10 protein-coding genes are annotated in these 11,410 nt (G+C 47.6%); 7 read left to right on the top strand and 3 right to left on the bottom strand.

Going from position 1 to position 11,410, the window contains the following annotated elements; genetic code table 11:
* Positions 1-240: 240 nt before the first annotated feature.
* Positions 241-855 carry a hypothetical protein gene (locus JGK39_RS24140; RefSeq protein ID WP_293297603.1) on the bottom strand — a complete coding sequence of 205 codons (615 nt, stop codon included), beginning with the start codon at positions 853-855 and terminating at the stop codon, positions 241-243.
* Between the two features lie 48 nt (positions 856-903).
* A complete protein-coding gene (locus JGK39_RS24135) occupies positions 904-1,677 on the bottom strand; it encodes a hypothetical protein (RefSeq protein WP_293258692.1) in 774 nt (257 codons plus the stop codon).
* Positions 1,678-2,168: 491 nt separating this feature from the next.
* Here JGK39_RS24135 and JGK39_RS24130 point away from each other — a divergent pair, with 491 nt between their 5' ends.
* The 3 genes from JGK39_RS24130 to JGK39_RS24120 all read left to right on the top strand — a co-directional run bounded on the left by JGK39_RS24130 (position 2,169) and on the right by JGK39_RS24120 (position 4,389).
* Complete coding sequence (locus JGK39_RS24130; RefSeq protein ID WP_293258690.1) at positions 2,169-2,567, top strand: hypothetical protein; 399 nt, start codon at positions 2,169-2,171, stop codon at positions 2,565-2,567.
* Between the two features lie 206 nt (positions 2,568-2,773).
* On the top strand, positions 2,774-3,841 hold the full coding sequence (locus JGK39_RS24125; protein ID WP_293297600.1) for a folate-binding protein: 1,068 nt from the start codon (positions 2,774-2,776) through the stop codon (positions 3,839-3,841).
* Positions 3,842-4,014: 173 nt separating this feature from the next.
* Positions 4,015-4,389 (top strand): hypothetical protein, encoded by a 375-nt coding sequence (locus JGK39_RS24120; RefSeq protein ID WP_293258686.1) that lies wholly within the window; start codon positions 4,015-4,017, stop codon positions 4,387-4,389.
* A gap of 37 nt (positions 4,390-4,426) precedes the next feature.
* Here the strand turns inward: JGK39_RS24120 and JGK39_RS24115 are convergent, their stop codons facing one another.
* The gene (locus tag JGK39_RS24115; protein ID WP_293258685.1) at positions 4,427-4,648 is read right to left on the bottom strand and encodes a hypothetical protein; all 222 of its coding nucleotides are present in this window, start codon (positions 4,646-4,648) and stop codon (positions 4,427-4,429) included.
* A 1,162-nt stretch (positions 4,649-5,810) separates the two neighbouring features.
* Between JGK39_RS24115 and JGK39_RS24110 the strand changes: the two genes are divergently transcribed.
* The 4 genes from JGK39_RS24110 (at position 5,811) to xylB (ending at position 11,326) form a co-directional block, all read left to right on the top strand.
* Positions 5,811-7,313, top strand: a complete 1,503-nt coding sequence (locus JGK39_RS24110) for a mannitol dehydrogenase family protein (protein ID WP_293297596.1) — start codon at positions 5,811-5,813, stop codon at positions 7,311-7,313.
* A complete protein-coding gene (locus JGK39_RS24105; protein WP_293258681.1) occupies positions 7,294-8,052 on the top strand; it encodes an HAD family phosphatase in 759 nt (252 codons plus the stop codon). The genes JGK39_RS24110 and JGK39_RS24105 overlap by 20 nt, the downstream gene beginning before the upstream one ends.
* 237 nt (positions 8,053-8,289) lie before the next feature.
* A complete protein-coding gene (locus JGK39_RS24100; RefSeq protein WP_293258679.1) occupies positions 8,290-9,795 on the top strand; it encodes a mannitol dehydrogenase family protein in 1,506 nt (501 codons plus the stop codon).
* A gap of 94 nt (positions 9,796-9,889) precedes the next feature.
* Positions 9,890-11,326 (top strand): xylulokinase, encoded by a 1,437-nt coding sequence (gene xylB / locus JGK39_RS24095; RefSeq protein WP_293258677.1) that lies wholly within the window; start codon positions 9,890-9,892, stop codon positions 11,324-11,326.
* The last annotated feature ends 84 nt before the right edge of the window (positions 11,327-11,410 follow it).

Below are 11,410 nucleotides of genomic sequence, written 5' to 3'. Positions count from 1 at the left end.
TGCCAGCTAATAAAAGTTTGGTTGTTGACGTTCTGTAAGGGTGGATTGCCGGGGTAATTCCCGGTTTTTTTTATTGAGCGATGGCTTCAATCGAACTATATAAAAACCCGCCGGGCTAGGGCGGGTTAGGTGTAGAGAGTAGGGAGCTAAAGTAGGGGCTTACTTTAGGAAATAAGAGGACAGAGGGAAAATGGACAAAAAATACCCCCTGGTTAGAGGGGGTAGGGTGGTTAAGGCGGGCTAGATGTCGGTCAATAGTTCGACAATCCTGTCAGGACTGACATTGTAGACAGCCGCCGTATAAGCAATCAAGTCTTGTGTGCTACCCATCTGCTTAAGCACCTTAATAGCGGAATTTAACGGGATAGCTTGACTATCTGATTTGGTAAGCAAGTCAATGGTGGTCTTGGTGGTTTGACGCTTTTTGTAAACCGTATCATTCATTGTTGGGCTGTGACCTAAGCTCATAGCGCGAGTCTCAAGACTTACCCCGCCCATCATGCCATTAAGATTAGCTAGGTGACGCAACGAGTGGGTCTGGGTGAACTTGCCCCACGCCCTTAAGCGTAAGCCCGCCGAGTGGGAAAATTTTTCAACTATTACCGCTGGATCGGTTGAAACAACCTTAAGTTGCGGGGGTGTACCTGCCTTAATCTCTAACTGCTCTATTAAATCAGGGTGAGTAGGGGGGAGCATCGGAACCGTCAAGCGGTAGCCTGTTTTGGTCGTAGTATCCAACAATGTCTTGTCGCCTACTACGGCAATCATTTTTGTGTTTTTGGGGTCATTCAATGCTGGGATAATAACGCCATCCTTGGTTTTAAAAGGTTTGTCAATGTTCTGGACGGCAAACACTTCGTGAACCCGCAATCCGTACACTATCTGCATTGAGAACACCCACAGCTATTGCTTGCGCGACTCCAAGTGATATCGCTTGTCATTGGCGGGGATATCTATCACATCCTTGCGTAGTTGTAAGAAATCGTCTATTGATACAGATTGCAAGTCATCGCGATAAATGGTTTGCTTGCCATCAATCTTATTCAACTCTTCGTACAATCGAGTGTCGCCAACGGTTTCAGCTAGTTTTTTCATCACAGACAGACAAGACTTGTAAGACTTGCTACCTTTTTCCTTGCTGTTGACTGCTGTCATTATGTCGGTGAAGTTCACGATTGTATCTTGTGGCAATAGCTTGTAAAAAATCCCATAGACGTGACGCCAAGTATTCTGGGCGGACGCGCTATCCCTGTCTCGCTTCTGACGCTTTTTAGTGTACCCGTCCCAGTATCCGGCTTCTACTTTTGCGATCGCCTCACCAAACGTTACTAGGTCGTTTTTGACAACGTTCTTTTCGAGGATTACATCGTCGTACCACCTTAAAAACTCTGTCTCACTAGAAAGCGATTCTAATGCGGTAGCGACTAGGTGTGCCTTCTTTAGGGCATCAGTGATACCCTCCATCGTCAGATTGCACCCACAGGACTTGATAACCCGCTTGTCACCTAGCTTGAATTGCAACTGTACATAGGAGCCTTTGGCACGGCTCTCTTTTTTTAACCCTACCCCTTTGGGGCATTCTTTCTGGGCATCCTTCAGGTAATCCAGAATCCGCTCGTAGCCAATCAGGTAATCGGTTGAGGTGCTTACTGTGACTGATTTTGGTTTTCCACTCATATTCCACTCACTTGACTCATAATGTTGAGTCTGCTTATTGTGTACAGCTTACCGCAAGGCACTCGGTTTCCACTCAGGTACGGAAACAAGTCTTTACAAGATGAGTAGTTTATGGGCTGAAATGACGTAAACTCGTTAATTAAGTGAGGGGGAGTAATTCAAATCCTACATCGCCCATCCTAAAAGTCAATTTCCGACTTACCTGCGGAGCTAGAAACCCGGTTTCTTTATAGATTATCTTGGCTCAAGCCCAGATCGATCGAAGAAACCGGGTTTCTCTGTGGAAGTCACGCGCACAGGGGCAGAAATTCGGTTGCTTCGTAAGTGTCTCGCTGTCGAGCTCAATATCGATCGCGCCCAAGTCGGTTTGTTTGGCAAGCGCGTCCTAAATTGCGGCTAAATTTAACATTTTGTGGCGGATGTCCCACAAGTAGGTGCCAAATGCTGGAAAATTAATTCATTGATTGATTTTCCTTTTTAACATCGTCTATATGAAGCCTAAAATAACTAGCCCGATCGCCTGGAAACAAGCTGAACTGCTCATGCAGCCGGCCATGATCCGAGTGCTCGACAACATCCGCAAACAACTAGAGGAGTCAGTCTGGACAGGAACTTACCAAGAAGTGCAGTTTCCAATTCCCGGCTATCAACTAATTTTAGAGCATCAAGGCGAGCAAAGATCCGTCGATATTTGGGAACTTTGCTATCGAGTCTGCTTTGTCAACTACCAGCGGGCCCACACTCCAACGCAAAGTCAGGAAGTTGTAATTGACACTCTTTTGATTGATGATGACACTGGCGATGTAGACTGGAATCGTCTTGATGCCAAAGCCAGTCAATTAATACAAGAAGTCTTTGCTAATTTGAGTCAGTTGACAGTTGACAGTTGACAGTTGACAGTTGACAGTTGACAGTTGACAGTTGACAGTTGACAGCAGTCATGGGTAGTCAGAAACCGGGTTTTTTTACGAGAATACTTGGCTACAGTGCGGAGATTCTGTAAAAAACCCGGTTTCTAGGGCCCGCGAGTGCGATCGCGAACTCAAACTAAGCATAAATGATTCAATACACGCTCAAATCTTAAATCTAAAATCCTATGCTAATTCAAGAATTGCACGACATTCAAGCCGCAGCCGGCGCTACTTTTGCAGAATTAGCAACCACAGAAACAGTCCCTATCAGTTTTGGTAACGACGGCGCCGCCATCGCAGCAACTAAACAAGGTGCGGCTTTGTACGATCGCACTCACTGGGGACGCATTCAAATCTCAGGGAGCGATCGCCTGCGGTTCCTGCACAATCAAAGTACCAACAACTTTAACATACTCAAACCCGGTCAAGGTTGCGACACCGTTTTCGTAACTTCTACCGCGCGGACGATCGACCTCGCCACCGCCTATGCTACAGAAGATGCTGTCATACTGCTAGTTTCAGCCAACCGCCGCCGTCAATTGCTCGAATTGCTCGATCGCTACATTTTCCCAATGGATCGCGTAGAATTAACAGATTTAACCGATACAACCGTTGCTTTCAGTCTTCTCGGGCCCGAAAGCACTCAACTACTAGAAAAACTCGGAGTTACCGAAGTTGAAAATCAATCCTACGCCACTCACAAATTGATAAAAACCCCCCCTCTTTCCGGGGATGAAGAGGAGGTTCGACTTGCGGTTGGTAGCGGTTTAGCAACACCTGGATACACCTTAATTGCAGCAGCTAGCGATGCAGCCCGCTTGTGGAATGAATTAGTCAAAGCTGGGGCTGTACCCATGGGCGATCGCGTGTGGGAACAACTGCGAATCCAACAAGGCCGCCCCGCCACAGATTTTGAACTCACAGACGATTACAACCCCCTAGAAGCCCGCCTTTTACACACAATTACCTACGACAAAGGCTGCTACATCGGCCAAGAAACAATTGCCAGATTGAACACCTACCAAGGAGTCAAACAGCAACTTTGGGGCCTGCAGTTGAGCGGCGCCGTTGAACCCGGAACAGTCATCACAATCAAAGAGGAAAAAGTCGGCAAAATCACCAGTTTTACAGAAACCGAATCCGGCTTTTTTGGTCTTGCTTACATCCGCACCAAAGCAGGCGGCGAAAAACTAAAAGTGCAGGTAGGAGAAGTGTCAGGGGAAGTAGTAAATGTACCTTTATTGAGTTCCTAGTTGCGCTCGGTCGCCTGTTGCGCCGCAGCGCCCAAAACTTTTTTGTTGAGGTTGATTTGGGAACCGGGCTAACACCATAAATTGGCCCCAAGTCCTATCTTTAGATAGATTGGTCAACCAACAACAGCAATTATTCTGTATTACAGTCGTTACAGAAAAAACAGAGTTTTTCAATGAAAAAGTTTACCTCGCGTTTAGTTACAATTTGCCTGCGACTAGGAATAATCTTTGCTGTAGCTACAGCGCTCCTGTTTAGCTCAGAATTACAATTGTCGGGCAACAAAATGCAAGCGATCGCTACACCAACCCCTGAAACTAAGTCTTACGAAATTCCCCTTCCCGATCGGCAGCCAACAAGCGAGATAGAGAAGGATGCGAAGGGTGTAGTTGGCAATATCACAGAAAAGCTGAATCTCAACCAACCCATTGCCCCCAGTACCAAAAGATTTATAGAATCGGTAAAAAATAACGTGGGGGAAGCAGTTACGCCGGCACGGGAAGCAGCAGAAAAAGCTACAGATCGAGGTAGCAGCGATGGAGCCAACTAATTCTATCTCAACATTACTCAGCACTTTTGCTTCCATTTCAAACAAATCCCGCAGGGTGCGCTTGACCGCAAGGAAACAGGAAATACTCCGTCAGTTTCTCGATGCGATAATTAAACGCTTTGTAGCGGTGTTTGAAGTACAGTTCCACATTCCCTCGGTGTTCCCACAATCCCAGCAAGTTGACGGCAACATCAGAGTAATGCGCTCTCACATCCCGCTGCACTTCGGCTATCCGTTCCTCAATTAGTCGAGTCGTCATGCCAATTTTATATAAGCTGTTTCCGTCAGCTTATACCTCAACAAAGTAGAGCGAGTTCACTCTTGATGCGCCTCAATTGTGCGCCGTAAATATTCAAGTGAACCAAGCGTTCGTCTCTGGCAAGATAACTCTTCCGCGCGGGCAACATCTACGGATCGCTCTAAGGAATGAGAATTAAATAATACCATTTTTCTAAAATCGTGCAACACTCTTCGACCCCCCCTAGCCCCCCCGCTGTATTGCGGGGGAAGAATACTGTTGCATTCTTTTTTTTTAATTGGTATAACTTCCACTCTTGAAAGTGGAATGGGCGTCCAAAAAGGACGGGCGGGACGCCCATTCCACAATAACAATTAAAATTGTAAGTTATTTAATTCGCGATCCTAACTTAACTAACAGGGAATTGAAAGCCCCTGCTTGTGCTCTGTCAGGAATCAGGGGTAGTAACTGTATCAGCTATCAGCTACATACAGGAATTGTCAAAGCAAGCGTTGTTTTTTTGAAGCTACAACACCAAACTCTAGCTTAAATGCTTGTAGTGAAGTATACACTTGATTGTTGTTATAAATACCTCTAAAGAATTGTTTGTAGATTCTCCTTAAGACGGAGGAGAGCAGCGACCAAGGTAAATAACATACAAAGTGTACAGAGTTATTGGGGAATCTCAAGGTCGAATTTAAAAGCAGTCTGTTTGCGCCTTATAGGACAATACGGTTTACTTAAGACTATTTATGCCCCGGAGATCCCCCTCGCATCCCCCTGATTGTCGGGGGACTTTAAGAGCTTTCTTATTCCCCCTTATTAAGGGGGGTTAGGGGGATCGATCTTAAGTGAACCGTATTGCCTTATAGGACAGAGATTCGACTTACGCACTTGCCCAAGCTCAACAAAGTGGCAGTATGTGGCGTATTCTTTTGCCTTACTTCAGGTTAATGACTGCTTGATATTTGATACTTAATTAATTAAGTTTACCAGATTTCTTCTGTCTCTGTTCTACCTGTCAGACCATAATTACCCTGTGGCTAAACCTTTCCTTGTAGATGCCACAGAGTATGCCTAAAATTTTCCCACTTTAAGATATTTGTCCTGCTTGTAGGTCATGGGCTATACCCAGACTGACGGGCTCTTTTTTACCCGATCGTCCACTTATCTAAGAATTCTCATGGTTAACTTACTCAGATCGCCCAGTGTTTCAAGTTCTCGCTTCGGTACTGTAACTGGTTTGTGGAGACAAGAATCTCCTTACGACAGGAGGGCGGTTAAGACTGGTATCGTGCATTTCGGGCCTGGTCGTTTTTTTCGGGGCCACCTCGCCTACATCATACATAACTATCTTGCACAGAAGGGGTCTCAAGAGCAGAGATGGGGGATTTGTGGGGTTAGCCTCAAGAGCCAACGCACTATTACTAGGTTGAAACCGCAGAGATTCCTTTACACTTTGACCAAACACTCTAGTTGCGCTCAAAATCGTGAGGAAGCGGAAGTTATAGGTTCTATCAGGGAAATTGTCGATGGTAGAGAGAAGTGCGAGTATGTGCTTGAAAAGATGGCGTCTCCCTCTGTGCATCTGGTGACTCTTACTATTACTCAATCCGGCTACCATCTAGACAAGAGTTTTAATCTCGACACAGCGAATGAAGACATCGCGCACGATCGGCAAAATCCTTCGACTCCAACAACTGCAATTGGCTTTATCGTAGAGGCGCTACGCCGGCGGCGCGATCGCAACATGACCCCCTTCACCACCCTTTCTTGCGACAACCTGCCAAGAAACGGGGAGATCCTGCGAAAAGCAGTGCTAGCTTACGCTGACTCGATCGATCCTCAACTTGCAGAATACATCAGGGATAACGCGGCGTTTCCTAATACGGTTGTAGATAGGATTGTGCCAGGGGAGCAAGAATCTGACTGTAAATACCCCAGCCGACTGTTGCAAGTTCGCGATCGCGATCCCATTGTTACCGAACCATTTTGGCAGTTTGTCGTGGAAGACAACTTTACAGGCGATCGACCGGGGTGGGAAGATACGGGGGTCATAATGACCAAAGACATCACTCCCTTCCTGTATATGAAGTCGAGATTCTTGAATGCAGTACACTCGTTCATAGCCTGTTTAGCTGTAAGAGCAGGTATAGAGTATATGCACGAGGCGATCGCGCTACCGGAATTCCAGTTGTTTGCTCGGCTTCTCATGGACGATATCGCAGCAGCAACACCAGTGCCCCGCCAGATGTGCGAACAATATATGGAACAGGTGTTACTAAGGCTCAGTAACGAGGATCTTCCCGATACTACTGAGAGAATCTCTTCAGAAACAACCAGGAAAGTAGGCAAGTATATATTTCCGATACTTCAGGATGCTTACAGCCGAAATGTGAGCATGAAGCGGATTGTACTTCCCGTTGCGGCGTGGCTGCTTGCAGTCAGAGAGGGGGCGAGCGAGTCGGGCGCGCCCTATCATGCCAAGGATACCCAAAGCGCAATTACAGCGATTCAAGAAGGCGCGGTAATTAGCGGGATTCTGGGATTGGAGAATTGCGAACACACAGAGATCGTAGATAATGAATGCCACCAAGCTTTGCGAGATATCCAGATCCACGGACTATTGACTGCGCTTAAAAATTACAGTGAGGGAGGTCTTTTGAATGAAACCGTTTCAGCATGAAAAGGTGGTGCTTTTCGATCATGATGGAACTGTCGTTGATAGTGAAATCATCGCACTTGAGAGCGCGTGGAGGCTGACAAATGAAGTGGCGATCGAGTTCCCTGGCGCTCCACACTACGAGCTTGAGGATTTTGTTAAAAGCTTCGCCGGGAAACCTTACAGGGAAATACTCAAGAATATCTACGCAGATTCATCAACCACTCTTAATGAGCGCGATATCGATCGGTTAGTGACTGAAGAAGAAAACAGAGCAATTGAACAATTGAAAGTAAAGGCAAAAGCGACTTCAGGAACGCCTCAAGTGCTGTCTTACTTGCGCGATGACGGATTTGAATATGCACTTGTAAGTAACAGCAGCTTGCAGCGGCTGAGTGCTTGCCTTGGTGCAGCGGCCTTGACCGACTATTTCCCCAGCGATCGCATATTTAGCGCTCACGACTCTCTCCCCGTTCCGCGGCCCAAGCCGCTTCCTGACATCTACTTATATACCGCGAAGTGTCTGGACGCAGAAGTTTCGGATTGCGTGGCAGTTGAAGATTCTATCAGTGGGGTAAAAGCTGCCGTTGCCGCTGGAATTGGGCAGATTATCGGTTATGTAGGGGGAACTCACATCAGCGAGGATGAACGAAAAAGCCGTGCAGATGCTCTTGAGTCGGCTGGTGCCGAGCAAGTTATTGAGCGGATGGACGATCTTATACCAATTTTTTATGAAGCTGCTCCCGAATCTGATCCCCCCTAACCCCCCTTAATAAGGGGGGGACAAGATTCCGATCGACAGTCAACCCCTACTCCCCTTATTAAGGGGGGGACAAGATTCTTCTCTTTCGTCCCCCTCCCACCAGGGGGATGCGAGGGGGATCGAGATATGTGCAACGACCCATTAAATTGGTATTTCGGGATATTGTCAGCAACCCCAGTTTAAAAATACACATTGATAGGAGCCTTTGATGTCAACACTCGCTTTAACACAAATTAGATGAACAGCAATACCAACACAGGCTCAACAATCAAGCTGAATGAAGCATCCCTGTCTCGTTTACCTGGAAATGTGCGCGTACCCAAGTACGATCGCCATCAAATCAGTAATGGAATTGTGCATATTGGGGTTGGTGGATTTCATCGATCGCACCAAGCGCTCTATCTCGATGATTATTTCCATCAGCATCCTGGTAGTGACTGGGGAATCTGTGGTGTTGGATTGCTGGACAATGAATTTGACAGGCGAATGCGGGATGCGCTGCTGTCCCAAGATTGTTTGTATACTTTAGTTGAGCGATCGCTAGAAGGCGATCGCGCTCGAATCATCGGTTCGATCGCTCGATATTTGTTTGCACCAGACAATCGTCAAGCAGTCATCGAAGCAATGGCAAGTCCCGAATGCCGAATTGTTACTCTAACCATCACTGAAAGCGGCTACTACTACATTGAAGGAAGTGGCAATTTCGATGTCAACCACCCGACGATGCAGCACGATTTGCAACATCCCGACCAACCACTTGGGACCTACGGTTTTTTGACAGCCGCACTCGAAAAACGACGCAAACAGGGGTTGGCACCCTTTACAGTCTTGTCCTGCGACAATATCCAGGGCAACGGCAACATGGTGCGGAAAATGCTAACAACATTTGCCGAAATGCGCGATCGAGAGTTAGGAAGTTGGATTGCTGAACACGTTGCGTTTCCCAACTGCATGGTCGATCGCATTACTCCGCTGACAACGCCACAAGATATCAAAATGGTGGCCCAACAGTTTGGTATTGATGATGCGTTTCCATGCGTCGCCGAGCCTTTCATCCAGTGGGTAATTGAAGATAGATTTTGTGCAGGCAGACCCGATTGGGAATCCGTTGGCGTACAGATGACTAACGATGTTCTTCCCTACGAGATGATGAAAATTCGGCTGCTCAACGCCAGTCATATGCTGATTGGCTATCTCGGTTCTCTGGCAGGTTATACCTACGTTTATGAAGTCATGGCCGATCCCTTGTTTGAGCAAGCAGTCGCTAAGTTGATGGACGAGGTGACACCCACGCTCCAACCCATTCCTGGGATTGATTTAGACGATTATAAAAAGACTTTAATTGAACGGTTTTATAATCCTAAAATTCGCGATCTGCTTCCGCGCTTGTGCCTGAATGGCTCGGCCAAAATTCCTAAGTTTGTTTTGGGATCGTTGCGCGATAAATTACAACTTGGAGGTGCGATCGATTACCTAAGTTTGACGATCGCAGCTTGGTGTCACTATCTCAATGGTTGTGACGACCAGAACCGTCCTATCCCCATTGATGACCCATTAGCCGATATCCTCACTCAACAAGCCCGATCGGGTAAAACAGATCCCAGACCATTACTCAGCATATCTGAAATTTTTGGAGATTTAGTACAGTCGCCACGTTTCGTCGAGACTGTTGCTGAGAAGTTGAGCAGTTTGCATGAGTTTGGTGCTAAAGAAACGCTCGTCCGATTCTCGCAGCCACAGTAATGGCACGAGCAACTTCAGAAGCGATTTTTAGCTTGACTCCCGCAACAAATCTAATTTTGGATTCTTAACTTATAAGTATTTGAGGATTGCTGTAATGCTGCTTGGCATTGATTTAGGAACAGGCTCTGCTAAGGCATTGCTCCTTGCGACAGACGGAACTACTATAGGTGAGGCGTCAAGCTCCTATCCTGTTCGTGCGCCTTACCCCGGATGGGCTGAGTCTGAGCCAGGGGATTGGTGGTTAGCTGTTGGCGAGGCTGTTAGGAAGGCAGTGGGAAATCGCGCCGATCGAGTACAGGCGATCGCACTTTCAGGACAAATGCACGGTGTTGTCCTAGCTTCGGAGTCGGGTCAGCCCCTGCGCCCTGCTATCCTGTGGGCAGATACTCGCTCCTTTGCCGAGCTTAGCGCTTATCATTCGCTCGATGCCGCTATTCTAGAGCGATCGGGCAACCCAATCACAGCGGGCATGGCGGGTCCAACTTTGTTGTGGCTGCGAGAACACGAGGCTGCTGTCTGCACCGAAGCGCGTTGGGCACTTCAGCCAAAAGATTGGCTGCGCTTGCGGATGACTGGGGAAGTTGCAACCGAACCATCTGATGCTAGCGGTACTTTGCTTTACGATGTTGTGTCGGACAACTGGGCTGGGGATGCAATCGGGGCGCTGAATCTACGTTGCGATTGGTTGCCGAAAATTATCCCCTCTAGTGCGATCGCAGGCTATCTAACAACTGTTGCTTCAGAGCATCTTGGCTTGAGAGTTGGTTTACCCGTTATCGCTGGTGCTGCGGATACCGCAGCGGCAGCGCTTGGTAACGGACTACTAGAGCCTGGTTTGGTTCAACTAACGATCGGCACGGGCGCTCAAATCATTACACCTCGATCGCAACCAATTATCGATCGTCACGATCGCACGCATCTCTATCGAGCCGCCGTACCTAACGGGTGGTACAGCCTTGCAGCAATGCAAAATGCCGGGTTAGCGCTTGAGTGGGTGCGAGGTATCCTCGGCTTAGATTGGCAGCAAGTCTATACTAAAGCGTTTTCTGTTGCCCCAGGATGTGAAGGGTTAACATTTTTGCCATACCTCACAGGTGAGCGCACTCCACACCTCGATCCGAATATACGCGGGGCATGGGTGGGGCTTGGACTTCATCACACGCAGGCGCACCTGATGCGGGCCGCTTTAGAGGGAGTTGCTTTTGCCTTGCGACAAGGTTTTGAGGCACTTGAGGCTACAGGTTTTAAGGCCACAGAAGTGCGTTTAGCAGGCGGTGGAACCGCAGAAAAGCCTTGGAAACAATTACTGAGTGATGTATTGAGAATACCCCTCTATGCAACTACAGTTGCTGCGGCTTCCGCGCGTGGTGCTGCTCTATTAGCGGGTATCGGAATAGGCGTATACGCAGATGCTAATGACACGCTCAAACTAACAGCCGCACCAACGCTTGCGGCCACTCCCCAATCAGTTGATCCAAGCTTAGAAGAGGCTTTCATGCGACATCAATCCCTTTATCCACGACTTAAATAAATGTGATAGGAGTTATGCCTAAAGGAGGAGGTACTAGAACCTATCCACAAATTACTCTTAAGCTAAGACTCTTTAACATCAGTC

The sequence above is a fragment of the Microcoleus sp. PH2017_12_PCY_D_A genome, from assembly GCF_020738565.1.
Classification (GTDB): Bacteria; Cyanobacteriota; Cyanobacteriia; order Cyanobacteriales; family Microcoleaceae; genus Microcoleus.
Note: the sequence above shows the minus strand (reverse complement) of the source record. Positions and strands in the feature narration are given on the sequence as shown.

Excerpts from the sequence above, each read along its gene's own strand:
- JGK39_RS24135 (WP_293258692.1), bottom strand. The coding sequence starts at position 1,677 with ATGAGTGGAAAACCAAAATCAGTCACAGTAAGCACCTCAACCGATTAC.
- JGK39_RS24130 (WP_293258690.1), top strand. The coding sequence starts at position 2,169 with ATGAAGCCTAAAATAACTAGCCCGATCGCCTGGAAACAAGCTGAACTG.
- JGK39_RS24125 (WP_293297600.1), top strand. The coding sequence starts at position 2,774 with ATGCTAATTCAAGAATTGCACGACATTCAAGCCGCAGCCGGCGCTACT.
- JGK39_RS24120 (WP_293258686.1), top strand. The coding sequence starts at position 4,015 with ATGAAAAAGTTTACCTCGCGTTTAGTTACAATTTGCCTGCGACTAGGA.
- JGK39_RS24115 (WP_293258685.1), bottom strand. The coding sequence starts at position 4,648 with ATGACGACTCGACTAATTGAGGAACGGATAGCCGAAGTGCAGCGGGAT.
- JGK39_RS24110 (WP_293297596.1), top strand. The coding sequence starts at position 5,811 with ATGGTTAACTTACTCAGATCGCCCAGTGTTTCAAGTTCTCGCTTCGGT.
- JGK39_RS24105 (WP_293258681.1), top strand. The coding sequence starts at position 7,294 with ATGAAACCGTTTCAGCATGAAAAGGTGGTGCTTTTCGATCATGATGGA.
- JGK39_RS24100 (WP_293258679.1), top strand. The coding sequence starts at position 8,290 with ATGAACAGCAATACCAACACAGGCTCAACAATCAAGCTGAATGAAGCA.
- xylB (WP_293258677.1), top strand. The coding sequence starts at position 9,890 with ATGCTGCTTGGCATTGATTTAGGAACAGGCTCTGCTAAGGCATTGCTC.